The sequence below is a fragment of the Streptomyces sp. DSM 120436 genome (assembly GCF_055778765.1).
The window spans coordinates 463,402-487,978 of record NZ_JBSKBS010000002.1 but is presented as its reverse complement, the minus strand read 5'-3'; the positions used below and the strand labels follow the sequence as shown (position 1 = coordinate 487,978).

The following is a 24,577-nucleotide window of genomic DNA, read 5'->3' as shown; positions in this document are numbered from 1 at the left end:
CGCTGTCACAGCACCCCGCCGCGCCGCAGCGCGTACTGCTCCATCAGCTGGCCGCGGGTCATCTCCAGCCGGTGCGCGAGCACCTCGGCCATGCAGCGCATCAGCGACAGCCCGAGGTCGGTGTCCGCCTCGCACAGCCGCAGCACGGCCGTCGCGTCGAACTCGTAGGCGCGCACCGGGCTGAACGCCAGCGCCCCGAAGTCCCATTCGTACGGCGGGAACAGCCAGGACCAGCCCAGCAGGTCGCCCGCGCCGAGCCCGGCGACGGTGATCCGCCGCACCTCGTCCAGCCGCTGGTCCAGTGAGACCGCGCCGGAGCGGATCACCCAGAACCGGTCGGCGTGGCCGCCGGACTCGAAGATGCGGGTGTCCTCCGGGAAGTGCACCTCCCGGGCCAGTCTCATCAGGCTCTCGCGCTGGGGGAGGGGGAGGGCGGTCAGGATCTTGATCGCTTTGGTCATGGGGCGGGGCTCCTCGCCGGGATGCGGTCCGGGTGCTTTCCCTCCCTCCTCATTTCAGCCGCTGCCGCCGTTCGGGGCACCTCGGCGGACGGAACGGGTCCGTGAGCGCTCGGCCGGCCCGTGTCCGGGCATGAAACAGCCCTGGCTGGACGGGGGGAACCAGCCAGGGCCGCAAGCGGTGGTGTCCGGAGGAGGTCGGTCGACTCCGTCACCACGATGAGTGAACGATAAACCATTGACCAAAGGTTCGCGTAACCGAGAAGGCGCTCACTGCGTGTGACCTCCTTCACCCGGTCCTTCGGGACGGCGTCCCCGCCCTAGGCGACGACCCGCACGGTCTCCAGACCGGGGTCCGACGGGTCCGGCAGGTACATCCCCGCGTCCAGCCCGGTCCGCAGGTAACGCAGCACCGGCTCGGTCAGCCGCTCGCCCGGCAGCACCGCCGGGATCCCCGGCGGGTACGGGGTGATCATCTCCGCCGCGACCCGTCCGGCGGCCTTCTCCGCCGGCACCTCCTCGGCCGGAGCGAAGAACGCGTCCCGCGGCAGCACCGCCTGCTCCATCCGCAGCTCGCCCGGCTCCGGCACCGCCACCTGAGGGCCGCCGCGCAGCCCGGGCGCCGCCCGCCCCAGCTCCCGCAGCGCCGCCAGCAGCTCGCCGGCGGTCTCCCGGTCGTCACCGTGGGTGATCTGCGCGCCGATGCGCCGGTGGTCGACCAGGTGGGCGTCGACCGCGCGGTGCTTGCGCAGCCAGTCCGCGGCCCGGTAGCCCGTGATGCCCAGTTCGCGCAGGTCGATCACGCACGGCAGCGGATCGAAGTCGTCCGCGAGGCCCGGCCCGCAGTAGTCGTCCCGGCCGTCGACGTGCATCCCGTCGATCTCCTCGACGGCCGCCCGCACCTCGTCCGCCAGCGTCAGGGCCGACCCCATCAGCTCCTCGCCGCGCAGCGCCATCTGCCGCCGCCAGCCGTCCAGACCCGCGTAGATCAGCACCGAGGGGCTGGTGGTGCTCAGCAGGTCGGCGCGCATGCCCAGCAGCGCCGGCGTCACCAGATCCCCCCGCAGATGGAACACCGAGCCCTGCTCCAGGCCGCTGCCCATCTTGTGGATGCTGGTCACGCAGATGTCCGCGCCCGCGTCCATCGCCCACGACGGCAGTTCCGGATGGAAGGGCAGGTGCGCGCCCCACGCCTCGTCCACGATCAGCGGGCGCGAGCGCCGGTGGCACACGTCGGCGATCTCCCGCAGCGCCGCCGTCGCGCCGTACGGCGTCGGACTGGTCACCAGGGCGCCGCGCGCGTCCGGATGCGCCTCGAAGGCCTGCTCGAACTCCGCGGCCGACGGGGGATGCGCCAGATGGCGTTCGGCGTCCCACCGCGGTTCCACCCACACCGGCTCGATGCCGGACAGGATCAGCCCCGACACCACCGACTTGTGGGCGTCCCGGCCGATCAGCAGCTTCTCGTGCGGTCCCGCGACCGACAGCATCGCCGCCTTCACCGACAGGGAGCTGCCGCACGTGCTGAAGAAGGTGTGCTCGGCGTGCACCGCGTCGGCCATCAGTTCCTGCGCCGACTGCAGCACCCGGCCCCGGGTGAGCCGGTCGTCCAGACCGCCCGTCGCCAGCAGGTCGCCCAGGAAGACGGCGTCCCCGAGGACCTCGCGCACCGCCGGATCGGCTCCCCGCGCCTGCTTGTGGCCCGGCGGCGTGAACCCCAGCCGTCCGCTGCGGTGGTGCTCCTCCAGTGCTTCCAGGACCGGGGCCCGGTGGTGATCGGCAGTCATGCGTCACCGGGTGCCCGGCGCTCTCCGCGCCAATCCGCCGCGTCCGGGCACGGCCCCGTCAGCCGGACGCGGCGTGCCTGCCCGGCGTCAGGATCTCGTCCAGTACCCGCAGCACCACCCCGTAGGCCACCGCGCGGACCTCGGCGTCCCGCGCGGCGCCGGGATCCCGCGGATCGTCCCCGTGCAGCCGCTCGCCCCGGGCCCGCCAGGACCGCTCCTCCTGTGCCGCGCAGGCCCGCGCCCGCTGGATGCGCCGCAGCAGTTCGTCCGAGTCCACCACATCGGTCATGCGCCCCGGGTACCCGCGGTGAGCCGTGCGCATGACGGGCAGGCGGGAACGGGCGGGAAACGGTCCGAGAGGTTTGCCCGAACCGGGACAGGTGAGCCGAAAAGGGAGATCTGAGGCAAAACACCTGCCACCGACCCAGGGAGCCGCCCCATGAGCGAGGAGCACCTCATCGAACCCGTTGTCCGGACGCCCGGCGACCGGCCCGCCGGGCAGCCGTGCCCGTCCCGGCCCGCCGAGGTGCGCGAGGCCGTCCTGCGGGCGGTGGCCGAACGCTGCCTGGCCACCCGTACCCCCTGCGACACCGACGCCCTGGCGGACGCCCTGCTCGTCGCCTCGGAACTCACCACCAACGCGATCCTGCACGGCGGGGGAGTCACCGGCTTCGAGGTCGACGTCGACGGCCCCGGCGTCCGCCTGTCCGTCAGCGACCGCAGCGACGCCCTGCCCGTCGCCGCGCCGGCCACCGACGGCCAGGGACGGCGCCGCCCCGGCGGCCACGGCTGGCCCATCGTGTGCCGGCTGGCCCGCGACGTCCGGGTGTCCGACCTGCCCGCCGGCGGCAAGCGGATCACCGCCCTGGTCTCTCTGGTCTGAGGCTGGTCCAAGGCCGGCCGAAGCTGGTCCGAGGACCGGTCCGGCCGTCCGCACGGGGCCGGCGGCAATTTCCGCGAAGAAGCGGAGTTTGTTCTACCGGACCGGGGGCAATCGGAGGTTCGTGCTTCGGACCGGAGGCGCGCCGGCGGGAGTGGTACGACCGCTCCGGGACTCGGGATTCCTCCGTGCGTCCCGCGACGACCACCCCGCGGTAGATCCCTGAAACCACCGTTCGGGAGCTGAAACCGCATGCTCATTGACACGTCCGCCCCTCGTTCCGGCTCCTCCGGGACGAACGCCGCCGCGTCCCGTCGGCGGCACGACGACGCCCCCGACACCACGACGCTCTTCACCCGGCTGGCGTCCCTCGAGGACGGACCCGAGCGGGACGCGGTCCGGGACGAGCTCGTCACCGCCTGGCTGCCCATGGCCCACCGGATCGCCGGCCGCTTCCGCGACCGCGGCGAGTCCATCGAGGACCTGCGCCAGGTGGCGGCCCTCGGCCTGGTGAAGGCCATCGACCGGTTCGACCCGAGCCGCGGGGCCTTCGAGAGCTACGCCGTCCCCACCATCACCGGCGAGGTCAAGCGCCACTTCCGGGACCGCATGTGGGCGCTGCGCGTGCCCCGCCGGATCCAGGAACTGCGCAACAAGGTGCGCGTGGCCCGCCGCGAACTCACCCAGAACCCCGGCAGCCCCGAGCCGTCCGTGGCGGACATCGCCGCCCACACCGGGCTGACCGAGGAGGAGGTGTCCGCCGGCATGGAGGCGCTGGAGAGCTTCAGCACCCTGTCCCTGGACGCCGAACTCTCCACCGACGACGACGGCTACAGCCTCGCCGACACCCTCGGCGCCTCCGACTCCTCCTACGACGTGGTGGTCGACCGCGAGTCGGCCAAGGAGGGGCTGCGGCGCCTGCCGGAGCGCGAGCGCGCCATCCTCTACATGCGCTTCTTCGAGGACATGACCCAGAGCCGGATCGCCGACCGGCTGGGCATCTCCCAGATGCACGTCTCCCGCCTGATCAGCCGCAGCTGCGCCCGTGTGCGCGCCGACGTGCTGGGGCAGCGCCCCGGCCGCCGCGGCGGCGAACAGCCCACCGCCTGACCGACCCCCCGCACCGCCCGCCCAGGAAAGCGAGTCCCATGCTGAAGCCCCACCCCACCGTGCTGCGCCGCCTCGTCGAGGAGTACGAGACGCTGACGGCGGCCCCGACGACCGCTCCCGAGTCGCGGATCGCCGACCTGGCCTACACCCTGTGCGTGTCGACCGGCACCCGGGACGTGGGACGGGCGCTCGCCACGGCACGCGCCTGGCTGGCGCCGGACGGACGGGACACCGCCGCGACGGCCGTACCGGCCGCCGTGTGACCCCACGCAGGAAGGGAACCCGAGGCCCATGAGCGAATCCGAGTTCACCCCGGAGCACCGCCCCGTGGACGTCTATCTCGACCTGCTGCGGGTGCGGATGGACACCGAGGACTACCGGCTTCTGCTCCGCCTGGTGGAGCCGGTCCTCGAAGCCATCGACGAGCACCGCCTGTCGGGCCTCGACCTCGCGCTGGACGACGGGGACGAGGAGCTGCCCCAGGAGGTCCGCGACGAGGCCGCCCTGGTCATCGCCACAGCGGTCACCGGCCGCCTGGACAACGAGGTGGTCGAGCTGGAGGTCGACGACAGCGGTCCGGTCCGGGTGGTCACCGACGCGGAGACCGCCGCCGACCCCTCCCGGCTGGGCGAGATCGCCGGCATCATCCGCGACCGCCACCGTCAGAACGAGGAACTGCGCGGCATCGCCGAGGCCAGCGGCCTGCCCACCGACTTCTGACCACACCTCCCTCCCCCTCACCGCCGGGGCCGCGGATCCGATCCGCGGCCCCGGCGCCGTGCGTGGGGCGTGCCGCCGCGCGGCCGTGGTCCAGGTGGCGTCGGCGGTCCCCGGGACCCGGCCGGCCACAGCGCGTTCGGGGCGAGGAGCTGGGCGGCGGTCGCCGGCGCACCGGATCCGGGACCTCAGCGCTCGGGCGCCGCGACCGGTACGTCCAGGGGGCGGGCGAGGCCGACGACCGCCTCGTCCGGCCGTTCTCGGCGGCGCGCGGGATCCGGCCGTGGCGGGTGGTGTCGTGCTGGGCCGTGGCGGTCGGTTTCACGCCGGGTCGTGGGGCGGCGTGGTGCTTGCCGTGGGCCGTGGGCCGTGGCGGTGGGCTTCGGCGCGGCGGTCATGCGCCCGGGCTGCTGTCGCCGGCGCGCCGGGCGCGGAATCTCAGCGCTCGGGCGCCGTGACCGGTACGTCCAGGGGGCGGGCGAGGCCGACGACCGCCTCGTCCGGCCATTCTCGGCGGCGCGCGGGATCCGGCCGTGGCGGGTGGTGTCGTGCTGGGCCGTGGCGGTCGGTTTCACGCCGGGTCGTGGGGCGGCGTGGTGCTTGCCGTGGGCCGTGGGCCGTGGCGGTGGGCTTCGGCGCGGTGGTCATGCGCCCGGGCTGCTGTCGCCGGCGCGCCGGGCGCGGAATCTCAGCGCTCGGGCGCCGCGACCGGTACGTCCAGGGGGCGGGCGAGGCCGACGACCGCCTCGTCCAGCCGTTCCAGGTGGCGCAGGACGCGGCCGGTGATCCGGCCGTAGCGGGCGGCGGCGTCGTCCGCCAGCAGCGAGGCGATGCTCGGGCCCGTCTCCACCGGCGCGGTGACCTCCTCGTCGGCGACCCGGGCGGCGATCGTCCCGATGTTGCGCACCGTGCGGCCCGCCGCGCCCCGCAGCCGGGGGTCCGCCGCGATCGACGGATGGGTCGGCAGCAGCTCCGCCGTCGCCGCCAGCGACCGCGCGTGGTACGCGCAGGTCTCCAGCAGCGCCACCACGTACCGGGCGGTGGTGCGCCGGGCCCGCAGCGGGGTGACCGGGTGGGTCAGCGGCTTGGTGGCCGAGCGCAGGTCGCCCAGCGCCTGGTCCAGCTCGCGCGCCTTGTCCAGCAGCTCGTCCGCGGGACCGCCGCTGAGCTGCGTCACGGCCGCGTCCGTCACGTCCGACAGCCGCTCCAGCACGGTCACCAGCAGCTCGTTGGTGCGCCGGTCGGTGCGCACCGGCAGCACCAGCGCCGCCGCCGCCACCCCGCACACCGCGCCCAGCGCCGTCTCCTCCACCCGCAGCACCAGCACCTCCCAGCTGTAGGTGTGCAGCAGGGTGTACAGCAGCCCCAGCATCGCCGTGACGAAGAACGACATCAGCGTGTACGACAGCGGCGCCGTGTAGAACATGGCGAAGATCAGCACCAGCACCAGCACGAACGCCGGCAGGGTGTGCCCGCCGACCAGCCCGGCCAGCAGGATCCCGGCGACCACGCCGAAGACCGTGCCCAGCAGCCGCCGGTAGCCCTTGACCAGGATCTCCCCGGTGGAGGCCGTGTTGATGAAGACGATCCAGCAGGTCAGCACCGCCCAGTACCAGCGGTCCGTGGACAGCAGCTCGCCCCCGACGATGGCCAGCGCTGAGCCGACGGACACCTGCACGGCGGCACGGGTGGTGGGCCGCTGCAGGCCCTTCGCCTCCTCGTCCGCCTCCGCCTCCTCGGCGTCGATGGCGGCGTCCTCGGCGTCCAGCTCCTCCCGGGACCTGGCCGTCGCCGGACTGTCGTCCGACTCGTCCTGCGGGCCGTCCAGGGCGGTGCGCAGCCCCATGACCGCACGGGCCGCCTCACCGACGCCCCGGAACACGTCCCGTACGGGCGCCGAGGCAGCCGGCAGGTTCTCCTCGTCCCGGTAGCCGAGCAGACGGTTGCGCACCTGGGCCACGCCCGTGCCGGCCGTCCCCGTCCGCAGCACCAGCGTGCGCAGCGCCCGCAGGTCGCGGCGGAGCAGCGCGGTCGCCTCCTCCGGGCCGGGCAGCCGGCGCACCTCGGGAGCGGGGGCGCCGGGCAGATGCAGGGTCAGGGTGTCCGCCCGCTCGGCGCTGCGGGCGGACAGCAGCAGCAGCCCCAGGCGCTCGGCGGCGATCTCGGCGTCGGCGACGCGCCGCTGCACCAGGCGCGCGGTCGGCTCGTCCGGGGTGCCCTCCTCCAGCCGGCTCTGGATCATCAGCGCCGTCTCGTGCAGCCGGGCGGTGCGCTCCCGCAGCTCCTCCAGCGCCTTGTCGGCCTCGTCGGGAGTGGCGTCCAGCAGCGCGATCTGCGCGGACACCAGCCGCGCCAGCCGGACCCGGAACGCCTGCCGCAACCGCACCAGCAGCCCCGTCGGCGTCACCGGCACGACGGCGAACCGCACCAGGGCGCTGCACACGAATCCGACCGCCATGACCGCCCACAACGCCGGGAGCTGCCCGGGCGACGCGCCCACGAACAGGGACATGAAGTACACCTGGAAGCCGATCAGGCCCAGCGACATCCCCCGGTCGCCGAACCGGCGGCCGTAGACCGCGCAGAAGATCAGGACGACGGCGAAGACGTCGCCGATCACCACCCGTTCGCTGAGCAGCGCGCCCAGCGACACCGACGCCAGTGCCACCGGCAGCCCCAGCACCAGCGTGACCGCCTGTGCTCCCCGCCGCCGCTCCCGGATGGCGAAGGTGGCGGCCATCGAGGTCATCGCGCCCGCCACCAGATGGGTGACGCCGGCGCCGACCGGGGAGAGCACGGCCAGGGTCAGCGCGATGGCCCCCACCGTCCGCAGCCCGGCCGTCAGCCGCAGCAGTCCGGGGTCGGACGCCGCCAGGTGGTCGCGCAGCCGTGTGCCCCACCGGCGTCCCGCCGCCTTCACGCCCGTGCACGCTCCCCCGTCGTCATCGCTCCGTCCGTCGTCCCGGTCTCCGTCCGCCGGGTCACCGAGCCGCCCGGCCCGCTTCCTCGACGTGCGCCCGCACCTGCTCCGGTGTCAGGTAGGCGTCCAGGTACTCGAAGTCGCGCAGGTTGCCCGGCCGGTGCGCCTGGAAACCGGTGCGCACGAAGTCGTCGCCGGCCACCGCGTTCAGCAGCCAGTTGGTCATGACGCGGGTCTTGGCGACCTTGGTCCGCAGCGCGGACCAGTGGTAGCCGCGGGCCACCACCTGGGCGGGCAGGCCGTGCAGCTCGTAGCCGAGCGGCTTGGACACCGCGTCGGTGCCGCCGAGGTCCACCACGAGCCCCAGATCCTGGTGCACGTACGGCCGGGTCGGCCGGCCCCGCAGGGTGGCGATGACGTTCTCCGCGACGTGCCGGCCCTGCCGCAGCGCGTGCTGCGCGGTCGGCGGGCACACGGCGTCCTCGCCCTTGGCCAGGTCCGGCACCGCGGCGGAGTCGCCGAGCGCGAACACCCCGTCGTGGCCCGGCAGCCGCATGTCCGCGTTGACGGCGAGCCGGCCCCGTACGGTCTCCGCGTCGAGCGTGCCGATGAGCGGGCTGGCCACCACCCCGGCGGTCCAGATCAGGGTGCGCGTGGGCACCACCCGGCCGTCGGTGAAGGTGACCTCCTCGGCGCCCGCCTTGGCGATGGACACGCCCAGCGAGATCTCGATGCCGCGCCGGGTGAGGATCTCCTGCGCGCTGCGGCCCAGCTTCTCGCCCAGTTCGGGCATGAGCTTGGGCGCGATGTCGATCAGGTGCCACTTGATCAGGCCGGGGTCCAGACGCGGGTAGCGCTTGACGGCGGCGTGCGTCAGCCGCTGCAGGCAGGCCGCGGTCTCGGTGCCCGCGTAGCCGCCGCCGACCACCACGAACTGCAGCCGCGAGGCGCGCTCCGCCGGGTCGGTGCAGGCGTCCGCCAGGTCCAGCTGGGAGATCACGTGGTCGCGCAGGTAGGCGGCCTCGGCCAGCGACTTCAGCCCGAAGGCGTGGTCGGTCAGGCCGGGGATGTCGAAGGTGCGGGTGACACTGCCGGGCGCCAGCACGATGTAGTCGTACGGCTCGTCGACGATCTCCCCGGCGATGGTCCGGATGACGCACACCTTGGCCTTGAGGTCCACGCCGATCGCGCCGCCCGGGATGATCCGGGTGCGGTACTTCTCGCTGCCCCGCAGGGAGAGCGCGATCGACTGGGGGGTCAGCACCCCGGAGGCGACCTGGGGGAGCAGCGGCAGATACAGCTGGTAGGACATCGGGGTCACCAGCGTCAGCTCAACCTCGCCCGGAGTGAGCCTGCGTTCCAGCCGCCGCACGCACTCCACACCGGCGAAACCGGCGCCCACCACGAGGATCCTGGGTCGTGTCACGGTGTCCATCCCTTCGTGCGGCTTCGGGCGGTCCGCCTCGAACGTCGATGCCTGACGCGTGCCCCTCTTCAGCTCCACGATGCCCGCCCCGGCCCCGGACCGCACCGGGAGCGGTCGGGGCGGGGGTCCCGCCGCGGCCCGCGCGACGCCTCAGCCGCGCAGGTGGCAGAGGAGCAGGCACACGTCGTCGTCGCGCTCGGAGTCGCTCAGCAGCGGATGGAGAACACGGTCCGCCACGTCCTCCAGATCCGTGTCCAGCTCCGCGCGGCCGAACGACGCGAGGGCCGCGCCCAGCCGCTCTATGCCCGGGTCTATGCCCCGCGCACGCCGCTCCACCAGGCCGTCGGTGTAGAGGGCCAGCGTCGATCCGGGCGCCAGCCGTTCGGTGTGGTCGGCGATGTCCTGGCTCAGCGGGATGCCCAGCATCGCCCCCGGCTTCGCGTCCAGCGTGCGCACCCGGCCGTCCGGCAGCCGCAGCACCGGCGGCGGATGGCCCGCCGCGGCCCAGGTCAGCGTCTGACCGTCCGGATGGAAGCGGGCGATGACGGCCGTCGCGAACAGGTCCGGCTGGAGATGGCGCAGATAGCCGTGCAGCCGGGTCAGCAGTCGCCCGGGGCTGTCGCCGTCCACGGCGTAGGCGCGCAGCGCGGTGCGCAGCTGGCTCATCATCACCGCGGCGTGCAGCCCGTGCCCCGTCACGTCGCCGATGACGGTGACCAGGCTGCCGTCCCGCTGCAGGAACGCGTCGTACCAGTCGCCGCCGATGTTCAGCCCGTACGTGGCCGGCAGATAGCGCGCGGCCAGACCCACGCCCGGCGTCGACGGCAGCTCCGTCAGCAGCGCCCGCTGCAGCGTCTCCGCGATGTCCCGGTTGTGCTCGAAGCGGCGGGCGTTGTCCAGCGCGATCCCGGCCCGCCGGGCGAGCTCGATCAGCATCACCGCGTCGTCCGGGTCCCAGCGCTCGCCCTGCGGCGACAGCGTCAGCACGCCCAGCGGCGCCCGGCGCGGCGTCAGCAGCGGCACGCACAGCAGCGGCCGGTCCGGGGCCAGCGCCGACGGCGGCCGGTCCTCCACACCGGGCAGGTCGCCGGGGTGGTCGGCGGCGTACTGCGGACGCCCGGTGCGGGCGGCGAGCACCGCCGCGCCCGGGTGCGTCGCGGGCGCGGGCCGGTTGTCCTCGTGGTCGTCGAACAGCCAGACGTCGACGCCGTCGGCGTACCGCGGCACCAGCAGCTCCGGCAGCCGGCGCAGGATCTCGTCGTGGTTCAGCGACGCGGTCAGCACGGCGCTGGCGTCCGCGAGGAACGTCAGCCGCCGCCGCGCGTTCTCCGCCTCCGTGCGCGCCCGGCGCTCCGCGGCGAACGCCTCCCGCTGCGCCCTGCCCGCCGCGTCCAGTTCGGCGTGCAGCGCCAGGACCCCCTGGTTGGTCTGGTGCAGCTCCTCCCGGTGGAAGGCGACCAGCCCCTCCTGCTCGGCCAGCTCCTGAAGCACCACCGAGGTGTCCTCGTCGGCCCCCAGCAGCCCCTCGGACAGCACGGTCGCCTCCTCCGGCACCGGGCACGGGTCGGACACCCGGCCCGGCTCGGGGCAGCGCACGCTCGTCGTCCACGGGGCGCGCTCCCCGGCGGCGTCCGGGGCCGGCACGACCACCACGTGCAGCTCGCCCGGACCGGCGCTCTCGTCCTCGGCCGTCTCCAGCGTGAGCAGCCAGGTGCCGCCCTTGGTGAGGCACTGCCGCAGCTGCCCGCTGAGGGCGGTGGCCAGCCGGGTCCGCTCCACGGTGGGCACGCCGCAGGCGGCGGCCAGTCGCGCCACGGCGATCCGGGCGCGGGCCGCGTCGGTGACGGTCGTGATGCGCCAGGCGCGCGTCATGAACGAGCCTCCGGGACGTTGGCGAGCACGGCCACGGCGGTGTCGTCCCGCACCGGGCGGGCCGCGCTGCCCGCGTCGCGGACCGCCACGCCGGCCGTCACGGCCGGGTCGGCCGGGGGCACGCCGGTGTCCGAGGGCGGCGTCCAGCGGGACGGCAGCCCGTCCGTGTGCAGGATCAGCAGGCTGTCCGGGGTCCAGTCGACCTCGTCCTCGCGCACCGTGCGGGGCCGGTGCGCGCCGACGATCCCGGGCCGGGACAGCAGTGTCCGCCAGCGCCCGCCGTCCCGCAGCCGCGCGGTCACGTTGCCGATGCCCGCGAACCGCAGCCGCCCGGTCCAGGTGTCGAGCTGGGCCGCGGCGACCGCCGCGCCGCGGGTCCCGGACAGCGCGGTGTGCAGCCGCTGGAGCAGTTCGGCGGGCGGCAGCCGGGCGCAGTGGCGCAGCTCCTCCACGGCGGCGTCGGAGGCGCGGGCGGCCTCGGCGCCGTGGCCCAGCCCGTCCGCCAGCATCAGCGTCACCCGGTCGCCGGACCGCACCCACGACCAGGCGTCGCCGGACAGCTCGGCGCCCGCGAACGGCACGTTGACGCCGCCCGCGTGCACGCCGAGCGACCGCGCGGGGTTCTCGTCCGGGACGAGACCGGTCGTGGCGGGCCCGACCCGGGCCACCGCGACCGTGCCGCGGCCGGGCACGCTGTGCAGGCCGAAGGCGTCGGCGACCCGCCGGCACGTGCCCAGGCCCGCGCCGAGCGAGCCGCTGGTGGTGAAGCCGTCCTCGAACGCGCCGGGCACGTCGGCGATGCCCGGCCCGTGGTCGAGCGCGGTGATCTGCACGGCCCGCCCCGGCCGCCCCTCGGGCAGCACGGCGGGATCGACGACGCCGACGACCACCTCGCCGGCCTTCGCGTGCTTCAGCAGGTTGGTCGCCAGCTCGGTGGCGACCAGCGCGCACGCCGCCCGGCGCTGTTCGTCCAGTCCGGCCCGGCCCGCGGCCTCCTCCGCCGCCACCCTGGCGTCCCGCACCCGGGTCGGGTCGTGCACGGGCACGTGCCACACGCGCGGCATCACGCACCTCCGCGCGGCCGGACCGGCCGGGACACCCACGAGGTGACCCGCACGGTGGTGCCCGCGCCCGGAGTGCTGTCGACCTGGAAGTCGTGCACCAGGCGCCGCGCCCCGCCCAGCCCCATGCCCAGTCCGTCGCCCGAGGTGTAACCGTCGCTGAGGGCCCGGTCGAGATCCGCGATCCCGGGGCCCTCGTCGGAGAAGGTCAGCCGCAGCCCGGCCGTCCCGTCGGCGGCGGTGACCCGCGACGTCTCCAGGACGCCGCCCCCGCCGTGCACCAGAGTGTTACGGGCCAGCTCGCTGGCCGCCGTCACCAGCTTCGTCTGGTCCACCAGTCCGAAGCCGAGCCGGGTCGCGGCCTGCCGCACGTGCTGACGCACCCACGCGAGGTCCAGGTCCGACCGGATGGGCAGCCGCGCCTCGACGTCCGCGGCGGTGTCCATCACGGTCTCCCCTCGCCGCCGGACCGGCTCGCGACGATGGGCTGCGCCAGCAGTTCCAGCGCCGCCTCGGTGGTGAGCGCGGTGCGCAGCTCCGGGAACGTCAGGCCCAGCTCCACCAGCGTGATCGCCACCGCGGGCCGCATGCCCGCCACCACGGTCCGCGCGGCCAGCAGCTCGGTCTGCGCCGCGGTCTCAGCCAGCACCCGGCCGAGGAAGGAGTCGACGATCTCCACCCCGGAGATGTCGATCACCACGCCGGTGACCCGGCTGGCGGCGATCGTCTCGGCCAGGTCCTGCTGGAGCTGGGAGGCCATGCTGTCGTGCAGGTCGCCCTGGAGGGTGACCAGCAGCACGTCCCCGAGCCGCAGCACCGGCACGTGTCCCGCGACCTGGCGGGCGAAGTGTTCGCTCACCGCCGGACCGCACCCTCGGCCGGAGCGTTCACGATGTTCGCGCCCAGCTCGTTCAGGCAGTACCCGAGCGCGTCGGCGAGGCTCGCGCGGGTCTTGACCGTGCCGAGGTCCAGTCCGAGGTGCACGATGGTCTGCGCGATCGCCGGGCGGATGCCGGAGACGACGCACTCGGCGCCCATCAGCCGGGCGGCGGCGACCGTCTTCATCAGGTGCTGCGCCACCAGCGAGTCGACCGTCGGCACGCCGGTGATGTCGAGGATCGCGAACCGGGCGTGCTGGTCGACGACCGAGTTCAGCAGCGTCTCCATCACCACCTGGCTGCGGGCGCTGTCCAGCGTCCCGATCAGCGGGACCGCGACGATCCCGTCCCACAGCTTGATCACCGGTGTCGCCACCTCCAGCAACTGCAGCCGCTGCCGGTCGATCAGGGCCTGGTTCTCGCTCAGCGCGGTCTGCATGGTGACCAGCCGCAAGGTGCCCATCAGCACGCTCAGCGCGGTCGCGCACTCCCGCCGCCGCTCCGGGTCCTCCTGTTCCAGATCGGCCACCAGGAGGTTCTCCACCGGCGGCAGCAGCGCGGCCAGCTCGCTGGAGACCTGGGTGATGGACAGCCCCGCGCGAGAGCGGGCCGCCCCCATCCGGGCGAGCTGCTCGCGGACCCCGGTGAACCCCGCGGCGTCCGGGTCCTCGATCCGCTGCGCGTCGGCCACCTGGGCCAGCGCGTCCACGATCACCCGGCCCGCGTCCACCGCCTCGTCGCGCGAGACGGTGAAGACCGTACGGAACAGGGGCTCGTCCGCCCATCGCTGGGCGACCTGCTCCCGTCGCCGCCGCAGGAAGTCCCCGACCTCCCGGGCGGGGGTTCCGTGGGTCGCGTCCGCTTCGTGCTCCGGCACCTGTCTGCTCTCCTCCTCGTCACATGCGCCCGGACCCGTGCCGGGACCGGGCGGATCGGCTTGCTCAGGCCTCGGGCTCGGCCGGGGCCGGCTCGTGCCGGTCCACGCGCTCCAGCGCCTCGTCGACGCTTCCCGAGACGGGCACGGTGATGCTGACGCCCGTCAGGTCGAGAATCCGGCGCACGGCCGGGGTGGGGGAGATGATGTGCACGCTCCCCGGCAGCTCCCGCGCCTCCTGGTAGACGCGCAGGATGATGTTCATGCCGGAGGAGTCCATGAAGGGGACCGCCGACAGATCCAGCAGGAAGTGCCGGCGGCCGTGGTGCAGCTGGTTGGCCAGGTGGTGCTGGAACTCGGTCGCCGTGTCGACGTCCAAGTAACCCTCCACCGTGAGCAGCGCCACATCCTCACGGGGAAGGGTCACCTCTACGGACAACGGGTCCTGGGCAATGGGCACGAGTACCTCCAACAAGGTGATCAAGCTCTTCGTCGCGCAGCCGCGCGTACCCCCGAATCGCTCCTTCATGCCTGCGCCCGCCCGATCGGCCGCACGGGTGACCTACCCCACCCTGATCCCCACGATGCAGGTGTCGTCGTCGGTGTCCGACCTGCTGTACGTGAGCAGCCGGTCCAACCGCTGGTCGAGCGTGCCCGGCACCGTGGCCGCGGTGGTGAGCAGATGCGTCAGCGACTCCTCCACCGAGCGGTCCCGGCGCTCGATCAGCCCGTCCGTGTACATGAGGAGGTTGTCCTCCGCGGCGAGCTGCACCTCCCCCTCCTCGTAACGCGCCTCGGGCACGGCGCCCAGCAGCAGACCCTGCACCGGGGGGAGCGGGACCGCCTCGGAGCCGCGCACCAGCACCGGCGGCAGATGGCCGGCCCGCGCCCAGCGCAGGGTGCGGGTGGCCGGGTCGTACAGGCCGCACACGGCGGTGGCCGTGACCCCGCCGGTCAGATGGTGCGTCACCATGTTGAGCCACGACAGCAGCTGTCCCGGCCCCGCGCCGGTGACGGCGAGTCCGCGCAGCGCGTTGCGCAGCACCACCATGCTGGTCGCCGCCTCGATGCCGTGACCGGCGACGTCGCCCACGCACAGCAGCACCAGCCGGGACGGCAGCACCACCGCGTCGTACCAGTCGCCGCCGACCAGCTGCTCCGTCTCGGCGGGCCGGTAGCGCACGGCCACGTCCAGGTCGGGCACCTGCAGCGGCGCCTGCGCGGGCGGCATGATCGCGCGCTGCAGCTGCAGCGCCAGCCGGTCCCGCTCGCTGGCGTGCTGCTCGGTGTGGGCGAGCTGGTCGCGGGTCGCCGCCAGCGCCACCTCGGTCCAGTGCTGCGCCGAGATGTCCTGATAGGCGCCCCGTACGGTGAGCAGCCGCCCGTCGGTGTCCAGCACCGGCTCGGCGACCACCCGGATGTGCCGGGTCACCCCGTCGGGCCGCTGCAGCCGGAAGGCGGCCGAGGCCGGCCGCCGGTGGTGCAGCAGCGTGCGCAGGAAACGGCCGATGGTGACCGCGTCGTCCGGGTGGGCGTGCGCCGGCAGGTCCTCCAGCGGCACCGGCGGACTGGTCTCAGGACGCCCGTACAGATCGAACAGCTGGCCGTTCCAGGTGATCTCCCCGGTCAGCAGGTTCTCCTCGAACCCGCCGATCCGGCCGAGCCGCTGCGCGTGCTGCAGCAGGCTCGCCAGCCGGGCCGTCTCGTCCTCGATCCGCCAGATGAACAGGATCCCCGCGCCGTGCCGGCTCACGCTGATGTCCGCGACCGCCGACAGCGGCACCTGGTCGACCAGCGCGGTCAGGTGCATGCGCCGGGCCCGGAACGGCTCACCCGTGGCGTACACCCGCTCGATCCGCTGGAACAGCTCGCTCTCCCCGGCGGCCATCGGGTACGCCTCCAGCAGCAGCGCCCCGCTGACCATGCCGCGCGGCCGGCCCGCGGGGTCCAGGAAGCGGCTGTTGACGTGCTGGATGCGGAAGTCGAGCAGGTTCCCCGACTCGTCCAGGTGCGGCACCAGCACCAGGGCCGGGTCGTACAGCCCGTCGGCCAGGTCCATCAGCTCCGCGGCGTCCGGCAGCACCCGCGGCGGCCGGCTGGGGTCGTCCGGCACGGTGAACGTCTCCAGGGTGTGCGCGCACAGCTCGGCCAGCGCCTCCACCTGCCGCACGATCTGCGGCGGCTGCGGGGGCAGCGGCGTCGGCCAGACGATCTCCAGCACCCCGTACACGCGCCCCCCGGTGCCGGCGGGCACCGCCGCACGGCCGCCGTCCGGATGGTGGTGCCGGCCGACGCTGGGCAGCCCCCGCCGGGACAGCGACTCGATCCACAGCCCGTCGCGCTCGGCCAGACCGCACCGCGCGACCGTCGCCACGTCCGGCGGCACGTAGTACCAGCGCGCCGCCTCGGCGGGGGAGAAGCCCGCACTGCCCGCCAGGGTCAGCGACCCGTCGGCGCCGGCCGCCCAGATCGCCACGGCCACCGCGCCCAGCGGACGCAGCGCCTGCTCCAGCAGCGACTCGGCCACCGCCTGGGTGTCGTCGGCGGCCAGCGCCCCGCTCTCCGCCGCCCGCAGCCGTACGGCCGCCGGGTCCGCCTCCGCCTCGCCGGCCGCCCGGGTGGCGGCCAGGAAGGCGTTGGTCACCTCGGACATCCGGTCCCGGGCGGCCTGGTTGATCACCTCGACCGCGAACTCCAGCTGGGTCGTCCCGGCCTGCTCGGTCAGCTCGGCGAGCTGCCGGGCCGCCTGCGCGGGACCGCAGCCGAGGCGCTCCACGAGGATGCCCTTGGCAAGCTCGATCAGCGCCCGCCCCTCGGCCTCCGCCTGCGCGGCGCGCACCTCACGGCTCAGCCGGTCCACCGTCGCCGCCAGCCGGCCCACGGGGGAGTCGGTGGCCACCCCGGCGGGTCCTGCCGGGGTGCGCCGCAGCTCCATCTCCTCGGGCGGCGGCTCGCCCACGTGCTCGTCGACGCTCATGCCGGCAGCCAACGGCGGACGCAGGCGATCAGCTCACGGCTGTCGACCGGCTTGGTGACGTAGTCGCTGGCGCCCGACGCGAGGCTCTTCTCCCGGTCCCCGGGCATCGCCTTCGCGGTCACCGCGATGATCGGCAGGTCCGCGTACTGCGGCATCGTCCGGATCTCGGCCGTGGCGGCGTACCCGTCCAGCTCGGGCATCATCACGTCCATCAGGACCAGCGCCACGTCCGGGTTCTCCACCAGTCTCTCGATGCCCTTGCGGCCGTCCTCGGCGTGCAGCACCCGGAAACCGTGCAGCTCCAGGATGCCGCTCAGCGCGAACAGGTTGCGCGCGTCGTCGTCCACGACCAGCACGGTCCGGCCCGCGAACGAGCCGTCCACCACGGCCTCCGGCGTCGCCCGCTGCACCTCGTCCGGGCGCACCAGCGACAGCACGTCACCGGGCTCCTCCGCCGACAGGTGCAGCGCGATCCGCTCCCGCAGCTCGTCCAGGCTGGACAGGAACTCCAGCGCCGTGCCCGAGGCGCGGGAGCGCAGGGCCGCCTCCACGTCGGCGTCGGCGCGGTGCCCGCTGTGCACCAGGACGGGCACGCTCGCCAGGGCGGAGTCCCCGCGCAGCGCCTCCAGGAAGCGGGTCACCTCCGCCTCCGCCATGCCCAGCTCCAGCACCACGCAGTGACAGGGGTCGGTGGCCAGCGCGCCGGCCGCCTCCTGGGCGCCGACGGCGGTGATGATGTCCACCGACGGCCGGGAGCCGCCGCCCGCGTGCGTGACGTCCTGCACCACGCTCTCCGCGACCAGCGTGAGCAGTCCCCGGGGCCGCTCCTCCACCACCAGCAGCCGGCGCGGGCGCTGTCCCGGCTCGGCCGGAGCGGCCTCGATCGCGGGCGCCCGGCGGGAGGCGGCCTCCGGCAGCTCCTCGCCGGCCGGCTCGCTCTCCACGGCCGGCGCGGGCCGCAGCTGCTGTTCGAAGTCCGGCCGGGCCACCGGCAGGAACAGCGTGAACGTGGACCCCTGTCCGGCGACGCTGTCCACGGTGACCGCGCCGCCCAGCAGGTGCGCGATCTCCCGGGTGATGGACAGCCCCAGCCCGGTGCCGCCGTACTTGCGGCTGGTGGTGCCGTCGGCCTGCTGGAAGGCGCCGAAGATCGACTCCAGGTGCTGTTCCGGGATGCCCACCCCGGTGTCCCGCACCCGGAAGGCGACCACGGGACCGCCCCGCAGCACCTCGCCGGGCACCTCGTCGTCCGGGGCCGGCTCGATCCGCAGCTCCACCTGGCCCCGCTCGGTGAACTTCACCGCGTTGGACAGCAGGTTGCGCAGCACCTGACGCAGCCGCGAGTCGTCGGTGAGCAGGTCCGCGGGCGCGCCCGGCGCCGTGGTGACCGTGAAGTCCAGGCTCTTCTGCATGGTCATCGGCCGGAAGGTGGCCTCGACGTACTCGACGAGCCGGCGCAGTTCCACCCGCTCGGGGCTGACGTCCATCTTCCCGGCCTCGACCTTCGACAGGTCGAGGATGTCGTTGATCAGCTGGAGCAGGTCCGACCCCGCCGAGTGGATGATCTGCGCGTACTCCACCTGCTTGGGGGAGAGGTTGCGCGAGGGGTTCTGGGCGAGCAGCTGGGCCAGGATCAGCAGGCTGTTGAGCGGGGTGCGCAGCTCGTGGCTCATGTTCGCCAGGAACTCCGACTTGTACTTCGAGGCGAGCGACAACTGCTGCGCCCGCGCCTCGAGTTCCTGCCGGGCCTGCTCGATCTGGAGGTTCTTCGCCTCGATGTCCCGGTTCTGCGAGGCCAGCAGCGCCGCCTTGTCCTCCAGTTCGGCGTTGGACCGCTGCAGCTCCTCCTGCTGGGTCTGCAACTCCGCCGACCGCTCCTGCAGTTCGGCGGTCAGCCGCTGCGACTCCACCAGCAGCTCGTCGGTGCGGGCGTTCGCCACGATGGTGTTGACGTTGACGCCGATGGTCTCCATGAGCTGTGCCAGGAAGTCCTGGTGGATCTGGGTGAACGGGGTCACCGACGCCAGCTCGATCACGCCGAGGACCTGGCCCTCGACCACGATCGGCAGCAGCACCAGGGCGGTCGGCACCACCTGGCCGAGTCCGGAGGAGATGGTCACGTAGTCCGGCGGCAGCGCGTCCACCAGGATGGTGCGCCGGCTGCGCGCGGCCTGCCCGACGAGGGTCTTGCCGAAGGGGATCCGGGTCGGCCGCTCGCTGTCGTCCGGGTAGCCGTAGGAGCCGACGAGGCGCAGCTCGGGACCGTCCTCGCCGTCCTCCGCGAGGTAGAAGGCGCCGTACTGGGCGGACACCAGCGGCACCAGCTCGTCCATGATCAGCTCCGCGACCACGGGCAGGTCGCGGTGGCCCTGCATCAGCCCGGACACCCGGGCCAGGTTGGTCTTGAGCCAGTCCTGCTCCTGGTTGGCCCGGGTGGTCTCGCGCAGGGACTCCACCATCGCGTTGATGTTGTCCTTCAGCTCGGCGACCTCGCCGGACGCCTCCACGTTCACCGAGCGGGTCAGGTCGCCCTCGGCGACCGCGCTGGTCACCTCGGCGATCGCGCGCACCTGCCGGGTGAGGTTCCCCGCCAGCTCGTTGACGTTCTCCGTGAGCCGCTTCCACGTGCCGGAGACGCCCTCGACCTCCGCCTGTCCGCCGAGCCGGCCCTCGGTGCCGACCTCGCGGGCGACGCGGGTGACCTCCTGGGCGAACGCGGAGAGCTGGTCGACCATCGTGTTGATGGTCGTCTTCAGCTCCAGGATCTCGCCGCGCGCGTCGACGTCGATCTTCTTCGACAGGTCGCCCTTCGCCACGGCCGTCGTCACCAGCGCGATGTTGCGCACCTGGCCGGTGAGGTTGTTCGCCATGGAGTTGACGTTGTCGGTGAGGTCCTTCCAGGTGCCCGCGACCCCGGGCACGTGGGCCTGTCCGCCGAGCCGGCCCTCGGTGCCGACCTCACGGGCGACGCGGGTGACCTCGTCGGCGAACGCGGACAGCGTGTCCACCATCGTGTTGATGACGTCGGCGAGCGCCGCGACCTCGCCGGCCGCCTCGACGCGGATCCGCTGCGACAGGTCGCCCCGGCCCACCGCGGAGGCGACCTGGGCGATGGAGCGCACCTGACCGGTCAGGTTGGACGCCATCACGTTGACGTTGTCGGTGAGGTCCTTCCAGGTGCCCGACACGCCCCGTACCTGGGCCTGTCCGCCGAGCCGGCCCTCGGTGCCCACTTCCCGGGCGACGCGGGTGACCTCGTCGGCGAAGGCGGAGAGCTGGTCGACCATCGTGTTGATGGTGTTCTTGAGTTCGAGGATCTCGCCGCGGGCGTCGACGGTGATCTTCTGCGACAGGTCGCCCTGTGCGACCGCCGTCGCCACCAGCGCGATGTTGCGCACCTGACCGGTGAGGTTGCCGGCCATGAAGTTCACCGAGTCGGTCAGATCGCGCCAGGTGCCCTTGACCCCCTGCACGTCCGCCTGTCCGCCGAGCCGGCCCTCGGTGCCGACCTCGCGGGCGACGCGGGTGACCTCGTCGGCGAAGGCGGAGAGCTGGTCGACCATCGTGTTGATGGTGTTCTTGAGCTCGAGGATCTCGCCGCGGGCGTCGACGGTGATCTTCTGCGACAGGTCGCCCTTCGCCACCGCCGTCGTCACCTGGGCGACGTTGCGGACCTGCGCCGTCAGGTTGCCCGCCATGGCGTTCACCGAGTCGGTGAGGTCCGCCCAGGTGCCCGAGACCCCCGGCACCTGCGCCTGACCGCCGAGCGTCCCCTCGGTCCCCACCTCGCGTGCCACACGGGTCACTTCGGAGGTGAACAGCGAGAGCTGGTCCACCATCCCGTTGAAGACCTTGGCGATGTCCCCCATGAGTCCGTCGGCGTCGCCCGGGAGCCGGGTCCCGAAGTCCCCGTCCCGGACGGCCGTCAGCCCGGCGAGGAGCTGCCTCAGCTCCTTGTCCCCCGGCACCGTGTCGGTCCCCTCGGTGCTTCTGCTGGTCATGCGCACCCTCGCTCCGGCCCCATTCAGTGCGCATTCCCGCAGATCAGCGGAGTCGCGCGACGAGAAATACGCCGCAGGTTAACCCACCTCGCGGGCGCGCGACAAAGCCGGGTCCGGGTGCTCGCCGGACCCGCCGAGAATCACGGTGGACGGCGGGCATGTATCCGCGGAACGGGGGTACATGACTGGGTTTCACGGTGGCCGCGCCAGGTTGGCCGCTTTCGAGGGGCGCCGTTCGAATGTGTGCGCGCCTGAGGGGTATCTGCTCAGGTGGAGAGGGGCGGAGTCCGGCCCCGCTCCTGTCATGGGGAGCAGTCGTCATTCGGGGAGGCCGGAAGCAGTGCCCACCGACATCATCTGGTCGTACGCGTCAGACCTGGACCACGTCCGCGGGGCGGACCTGACGGGGTTCACCGTCGTCGCGAGCGACGGCACCGCCGGCCATGTGGACCGCCAGGCCGGCCATCACGGCATGCCGCATCTCGTCGTGGACACCGGAGTGTGGGTGTTCGGCCGCAGCCTCCTGGTGCCCGTCGGCGTGGTCACGTCCGTGGACACCGCGGAGCGGAAGCTGACGGTGTCCTGCACCCGGGCCGAGCTGAAGGCCGCGCCGCGCTTCCGCACCGACAGCGAGACCATGGACCCCGTCTATCTCACCGCCGTCGGCCTCTACTACAGCGAGCTGCTCCGCCAGGAGCGGCCCGCCGGATGAGCGCGGGCGCGGCGGCCGCGTCACCACGGCAGGAAGACGTGGATGTCCTTGCCGCGCTCGTGGGTCACGACGCTCACCTGGTCGCAGAGCGTGTGGATCAGATGCCACCCGATGCCGCCCCCGCCGCTGTGCGGATGGAACGGGCGCGGGGCCGGCTCGGTGGTGCTGGTGTCGTGCATCACGACGTGCACCCCGTCGAACGTGCGGCGCAGTCGCAGCTCGAACGGACCGGGGGCGTACTGCACCGCGTTGGCGGCCAGTTCCGTCACCACCAGGAGTATGTCGTCCCAGTGCTCCGGCGCTGTCGGCGCCGACGCGCGGGCCAGGTCGAAGAGGAATTCCTCCGCGACCAGACGCGCGTCCGTCACATCGTGCAGCTCCCCCGGGAAGCTGGCGATGCGGCTCGTGATCTCCTCGCCGGTCAGTGTCCTGTCCCTCTGCGGCTCGGGTGCCATGTCGCCTTCCAGGCCCCGGCCACAACCGGGGCGGTCGTCGCTGCTTTCGTGCGTTCCCCGATCTGTGGGTTCCCGTGCGGGCGGAGCCTACGCGCCCGCCTGCCCGACGGCGTGGGGTGACAAACCCCGCACGCCGTCGCGACATGATCAGCGGAAGACGCTGTCCTCGTCCCACACCGACGCGTCGGCCGGCGCCGGGGTGCGCGCCGGACGGGTGCGGGACTGGTACATCGCGTCGATCTCCAGCGCGTACCGGCGCACGATCTCGTCCCGCCGCAGCTTCATCGACGGTGTCAGCAGGCCGTTGGACACGTCGAACGGCTCCGGCAGCACGCGGAACACGCGGATCGACTCCGAGCGGGACACGCTGCTGTTGGCCGCGGCGACCGCCCGCCCGATCTCCTCCCGCAGGGCGTTCTCCTCGCGCGCCTCGCGGGCCGGGGCGTCGCCGGGCAGCGACAGCGCCGCCCGCCAGTCGGCCAGGAAGTCCGGGTCCAGGGTGATCAGGGCGCCCACGCACGGCCGGTTGTCGCCCACCACCACCGCCTGGTGCACCAGCGGATGCATCCGCAGCCGCTGCTCCAGGGCGGCCGGGGCCACGCTCTTGCCGCTGCTGGTGACGATGATGTCCTTCTTGCGGCCGGTGATCGTGAGGTAGCCCTCGCCGTCCAGCCGGCCCAGGTCGCCGGTGGCCAGCCAGCCGTCCCGCAGGGCCGCGCGGGTGGCGGCCGGGTCGCCCAGGTACCCCTGGAACACCGACGGCCCGCGCACCAGGATCTCCCCGTCCGCGGCCACCTCGATCGCGGTGCCCGGCAGCGGCTGCCCGACGGTGCCCGACTTCTCCCGGCCGTACGGCTGCATGGTCACGCCGCCGCCGGTCTCGGTGAGGCCGTAGCCGTCGTGCACGTAGATGCCGATGCCCTCGTAGAAGAGGGACAGGTCGCGGGCGAGCGGCGAGCCGCCGGACGTGGCCCGCAGCACCCGGCCGCCGAGCGTCGCCCGCAGCTTGCGGTAGACGGTCCGCTCGTACAGGGCGTGCTGCATCCGCAGGTCGAGACCGGGGCCGGAGCCGCGCCCGAGCCGCTGCCGCTCCGTCGCCGCCGCGAAGTCCCGCGCGGTCGCGGCGGCCCGCTCGAACAGCGCGCCGCGCCCCGACTGCTGCGAGGCGCGCAGGAAGTTCTTGTAGATCTTCTCCAGCAGGGACGGCACCGCGTACAGGTAGGTGGGCCGGAAGGTGCGCAGCGCCGTGGACAGCGCCTCCGCGCCGAGGTCCGGCTCGTGCCCCATCAGCAGGCCGCCGCGGACGCACAGGCTCTGGATCATCAGTCCGTAGACGTGCGAGAACGGCAGGAACGCCAGCACGGACCCCTGCTCGCCGGGCGGCGCCGCGACATGGCCCCAGCCCGCCAGCAGCGTGTCGCAGACGAACGCCAGCCCGCGGTGGCTGAGGGCGCAGCCCATGGCGTGCCCCGAGGTGCCGGAGGTGTACGCCACCACGGCCGTGGAGTCCGGCACCACGATCCGCCGCAGTGAGTCGACCGTGGCCGCCGGGATCGCCTCGCCGCGCGCGACCAGCTGGTCCAGCGCTCCCGCGTCGAGCTGCCACACGTGCCGCAGGCGGGGCAGCCGGGCGCACACCGAGCCCACGGTCATCACGCTCTGCTCGTCCTCGACCAGCACCGCCACGCAGCCGGAGTCACGCAGGATCCACTCGACCTGTTCCCGCGAGGAGGTCGGGTAGACCGGCACGACCTCGGCGCCCACCGCCCACAGGGCGTGGCACAGGACGGTCCACTCGTAGCGGGTGCGCGCCATGATCGCGACGCGGGTGCCGGGCGAGACGCCGGACGCGATCAGGCCCTTGGCCAGATCGACCACCTCGTCGCGGAACTCGACGGCGGTCACCTCCTCCCAGGTGGCGGAGGCCGGACCGGTGCGGCGGGCGAGCACGGGCATGGCCGGGTTCTCGGCCGCCCTCGCGAACAGGCTGTCGGCGAGGCCGCCGGTCAGGGGCGGGGCGGACGGGGGAGCGAGAGCGAGGTCGCGCATGCACTGCTCCTCACGGGAACGGGGGTGGCGGTGCATGAATGTAGTCCAGCGGGCCGGGCCCCGGGCCGGGATCAGGTCAAGTGTGTCCGCACTGATGATCCGGCCGCTTTCGGGGGACCCGGTCCCCATGACCTACGTCAATCCCGATCCCGATCCGGAACGCACCACCGGCCTCGAAGCGGGTGGCGGCGTCCCACCGGGCGAAACCCCGCCCGCGGAGAGCAGCATGCCCGAGGCGGGTCCCTACGAGACCCACAACCCCACCAAGGGCTGGGCCAAGGGCCCCCTGACCGCGATCCTCGTCGTGGTCGCCTTCTTCGCGGCGTTCTTCCTGGTCTACGCGATCAACCTGCTCGTCTGACCGGCCCGGCCCGCCGCCACGGCCGCCGGCACCGGGTGC

Annotated in this window: 21 protein-coding genes; 6 read left to right on the top strand and 15 right to left on the bottom strand. The window is 73.6% G+C overall.

The genetic code is table 11. From position 1 onward, the window contains the following. Window positions 1-5 precede the first annotated feature (5 nt). From ACWH4W_RS24050 to ACWH4W_RS24040, 3 genes are all read right to left on the bottom strand, one after another. Window positions 6-461 (bottom strand): cyclic nucleotide-binding domain-containing protein, encoded by a 456-nt coding sequence (locus tag ACWH4W_RS24050; RefSeq protein ID WP_473077934.1) that lies wholly within the window; start codon window positions 459-461, stop codon window positions 6-8. Between the two features lie 317 nt (window positions 462-778). Then, window positions 779-2,245 carry an aminotransferase class I/II-fold pyridoxal phosphate-dependent enzyme gene (locus ACWH4W_RS24045; protein ID WP_473077933.1) on the bottom strand — a complete coding sequence of 489 codons (1,467 nt, stop codon included), beginning with the start codon at window positions 2,243-2,245 and terminating at the stop codon, window positions 779-781. A 58-nt stretch (window positions 2,246-2,303) separates the two neighbouring features. Continuing rightward, window positions 2,304-2,534: a hypothetical protein gene (locus tag ACWH4W_RS24040; protein ID WP_473077932.1), complete on the bottom strand. Its 231-nt coding sequence runs from the start codon at window positions 2,532-2,534 to the stop codon at window positions 2,304-2,306. Between the two features lie 150 nt (window positions 2,535-2,684). Here ACWH4W_RS24040 and ACWH4W_RS24035 point away from each other — a divergent pair, with 150 nt between their 5' ends. From ACWH4W_RS24035 to ACWH4W_RS24020, 4 genes are all read left to right on the top strand, one after another. Then, complete coding sequence (locus tag ACWH4W_RS24035; protein WP_473077931.1) at window positions 2,685-3,128, top strand: ATP-binding protein; 444 nt, start codon at window positions 2,685-2,687, stop codon at window positions 3,126-3,128. 249 nt (window positions 3,129-3,377) lie between these two features. Continuing rightward, the gene (locus ACWH4W_RS24030; RefSeq protein ID WP_473077930.1) at window positions 3,378-4,235 is read left to right on the top strand and encodes a SigB/SigF/SigG family RNA polymerase sigma factor; all 858 of its coding nucleotides are present in this window, start codon (window positions 3,378-3,380) and stop codon (window positions 4,233-4,235) included. A 38-nt stretch (window positions 4,236-4,273) separates the two neighbouring features. Continuing rightward, the gene (locus tag ACWH4W_RS24025; RefSeq protein WP_473077929.1) at window positions 4,274-4,498 is read left to right on the top strand and encodes a DUF5133 domain-containing protein; all 225 of its coding nucleotides are present in this window, start codon (window positions 4,274-4,276) and stop codon (window positions 4,496-4,498) included. A 28-nt stretch (window positions 4,499-4,526) separates the two neighbouring features. Further along, window positions 4,527-4,955, top strand: coding sequence for a hypothetical protein (locus ACWH4W_RS24020; RefSeq protein ID WP_106415616.1), 429 nt, complete (start codon window positions 4,527-4,529; stop codon window positions 4,953-4,955). A 685-nt stretch (window positions 4,956-5,640) separates the two neighbouring features. Here ACWH4W_RS24020 and ACWH4W_RS24015 read toward each other — a convergent pair. From ACWH4W_RS24015 to ACWH4W_RS23970, 10 genes are all read right to left on the bottom strand, one after another. Then, complete coding sequence (locus ACWH4W_RS24015; RefSeq protein ID WP_473077928.1) at window positions 5,641-7,872, bottom strand: FUSC family protein; 2,232 nt, start codon at window positions 7,870-7,872, stop codon at window positions 5,641-5,643. 61 nt (window positions 7,873-7,933) lie between these two features. Beyond that, the gene (locus tag ACWH4W_RS24010) at window positions 7,934-9,307 is read right to left on the bottom strand and encodes an NAD(P)/FAD-dependent oxidoreductase (RefSeq protein WP_473079249.1); all 1,374 of its coding nucleotides are present in this window, start codon (window positions 9,305-9,307) and stop codon (window positions 7,934-7,936) included. 141 nt (window positions 9,308-9,448) lie between these two features. Then, entirely contained in the window at window positions 9,449-11,170 is a 1,722-nt protein-coding gene (locus ACWH4W_RS24005; protein WP_473077927.1) for a PP2C family protein-serine/threonine phosphatase, read from the bottom strand. Further along, window positions 11,167-12,234, bottom strand: a complete 1,068-nt coding sequence (locus ACWH4W_RS24000; RefSeq protein ID WP_473077926.1) for a SpoIIE family protein phosphatase — start codon at window positions 12,232-12,234, stop codon at window positions 11,167-11,169. The genes ACWH4W_RS24005 and ACWH4W_RS24000 overlap by 4 nt, the downstream gene beginning before the upstream one ends. Then, entirely contained in the window at window positions 12,234-12,677 is a 444-nt protein-coding gene (locus ACWH4W_RS23995; RefSeq protein ID WP_106415620.1) for an anti-sigma regulatory factor, read from the bottom strand. Before ACWH4W_RS23995 ends, ACWH4W_RS24000 begins: the two co-directional genes overlap by 1 nt. Then, entirely contained in the window at window positions 12,677-13,090 is a 414-nt protein-coding gene (locus ACWH4W_RS23990; protein ID WP_473077925.1) for an STAS domain-containing protein, read from the bottom strand. Before ACWH4W_RS23990 ends, ACWH4W_RS23995 begins: the two co-directional genes overlap by 1 nt. Next, complete coding sequence (locus tag ACWH4W_RS23985) at window positions 13,087-13,986, bottom strand: STAS domain-containing protein (RefSeq protein ID WP_473077924.1); 900 nt, start codon at window positions 13,984-13,986, stop codon at window positions 13,087-13,089. The genes ACWH4W_RS23990 and ACWH4W_RS23985 overlap by 4 nt, the downstream gene beginning before the upstream one ends. Before the next feature lie 64 nt (window positions 13,987-14,050). Then, window positions 14,051-14,443, bottom strand: coding sequence for an STAS domain-containing protein (locus ACWH4W_RS23980; RefSeq protein ID WP_106416549.1), 393 nt, complete (start codon window positions 14,441-14,443; stop codon window positions 14,051-14,053). A gap of 102 nt (window positions 14,444-14,545) precedes the next feature. Next, window positions 14,546-16,960, bottom strand: coding sequence for a SpoIIE family protein phosphatase (locus ACWH4W_RS23975; protein ID WP_473077923.1), 2,415 nt, complete (start codon window positions 16,958-16,960; stop codon window positions 14,546-14,548). Further along, window positions 16,957-20,961: a HAMP domain-containing protein gene (locus tag ACWH4W_RS23970; protein WP_473077922.1), complete on the bottom strand. Its 4,005-nt coding sequence runs from the start codon at window positions 20,959-20,961 to the stop codon at window positions 16,957-16,959. The genes ACWH4W_RS23975 and ACWH4W_RS23970 overlap by 4 nt, the downstream gene beginning before the upstream one ends. Window positions 20,962-21,301: 340 nt before the next feature. Between ACWH4W_RS23970 and ACWH4W_RS23965 the strand changes: the two genes are divergently transcribed. Continuing rightward, window positions 21,302-21,673 (top strand): PRC-barrel domain containing protein, encoded by a 372-nt coding sequence (locus tag ACWH4W_RS23965; RefSeq protein WP_473077921.1) that lies wholly within the window; start codon window positions 21,302-21,304, stop codon window positions 21,671-21,673. Window positions 21,674-21,693: 20 nt separating this feature from the next. On the opposite strand, the gene ACWH4W_RS23960 is transcribed toward ACWH4W_RS23965, so the two are convergent. Continuing rightward, on the bottom strand, window positions 21,694-22,128 hold the full coding sequence (locus tag ACWH4W_RS23960) for an ATP-binding protein (RefSeq protein WP_473077920.1): 435 nt from the start codon (window positions 22,126-22,128) through the stop codon (window positions 21,694-21,696). Window positions 22,129-22,275: 147 nt separating this feature from the next. Continuing rightward, the gene (locus ACWH4W_RS23955; RefSeq protein WP_473077919.1) at window positions 22,276-24,177 is read right to left on the bottom strand and encodes an AMP-dependent synthetase/ligase; all 1,902 of its coding nucleotides are present in this window, start codon (window positions 24,175-24,177) and stop codon (window positions 22,276-22,278) included. A gap of 127 nt (window positions 24,178-24,304) precedes the next feature. Between ACWH4W_RS23955 and ACWH4W_RS23950 the strand changes: the two genes are divergently transcribed. Then, window positions 24,305-24,538: a DUF6480 family protein gene (locus tag ACWH4W_RS23950; RefSeq protein ID WP_473077918.1), complete on the top strand. Its 234-nt coding sequence runs from the start codon at window positions 24,305-24,307 to the stop codon at window positions 24,536-24,538. The last annotated feature ends 39 nt before the right edge of the window (window positions 24,539-24,577 follow it).

Bases quoted from the DNA above. Each gene is read 5' to 3' on its own strand.
- ACWH4W_RS24050 (WP_473077934.1), bottom strand. From the start codon at position 461: ATGACCAAAGCGATCAAGATCCTGACCGCCCTCCCCCTCCCCCAGCGC.
- ACWH4W_RS24045 (WP_473077933.1), bottom strand. From the start codon at position 2,245: ATGACTGCCGATCACCACCGGGCCCCGGTCCTGGAAGCACTGGAGGAG.
- ACWH4W_RS24040 (WP_473077932.1), bottom strand. From the start codon at position 2,534: ATGACCGATGTGGTGGACTCGGACGAACTGCTGCGGCGCATCCAGCGG.
- ACWH4W_RS24035 (WP_473077931.1), top strand. From the start codon at position 2,685: ATGAGCGAGGAGCACCTCATCGAACCCGTTGTCCGGACGCCCGGCGAC.
- ACWH4W_RS24030 (WP_473077930.1), top strand. From the start codon at position 3,378: ATGCTCATTGACACGTCCGCCCCTCGTTCCGGCTCCTCCGGGACGAAC.
- ACWH4W_RS24025 (WP_473077929.1), top strand. From the start codon at position 4,274: ATGCTGAAGCCCCACCCCACCGTGCTGCGCCGCCTCGTCGAGGAGTAC.
- ACWH4W_RS24020 (WP_106415616.1), top strand. From the start codon at position 4,527: ATGAGCGAATCCGAGTTCACCCCGGAGCACCGCCCCGTGGACGTCTAT.
- ACWH4W_RS24010 (WP_473079249.1), bottom strand. From the start codon at position 9,307: ATGGACACCGTGACACGACCCAGGATCCTCGTGGTGGGCGCCGGTTTC.
- ACWH4W_RS24005 (WP_473077927.1), bottom strand. From the start codon at position 11,170: ATGACGCGCGCCTGGCGCATCACGACCGTCACCGACGCGGCCCGCGCC.
- ACWH4W_RS24000 (WP_473077926.1), bottom strand. From the start codon at position 12,234: ATGCCGCGCGTGTGGCACGTGCCCGTGCACGACCCGACCCGGGTGCGG.
- ACWH4W_RS23995 (WP_106415620.1), bottom strand. From the start codon at position 12,677: ATGGACACCGCCGCGGACGTCGAGGCGCGGCTGCCCATCCGGTCGGAC.
- ACWH4W_RS23975 (WP_473077923.1), bottom strand. From the start codon at position 16,960: ATGAGCGTCGACGAGCACGTGGGCGAGCCGCCGCCCGAGGAGATGGAG.
- ACWH4W_RS23970 (WP_473077922.1), bottom strand. From the start codon at position 20,961: ATGACCAGCAGAAGCACCGAGGGGACCGACACGGTGCCGGGGGACAAG.
- ACWH4W_RS23960 (WP_473077920.1), bottom strand. From the start codon at position 22,128: ATGGCACCCGAGCCGCAGAGGGACAGGACACTGACCGGCGAGGAGATC.
- ACWH4W_RS23955 (WP_473077919.1), bottom strand. From the start codon at position 24,177: ATGCGCGACCTCGCTCTCGCTCCCCCGTCCGCCCCGCCCCTGACCGGC.
- ACWH4W_RS23950 (WP_473077918.1), top strand. From the start codon at position 24,305: ATGACCTACGTCAATCCCGATCCCGATCCGGAACGCACCACCGGCCTC.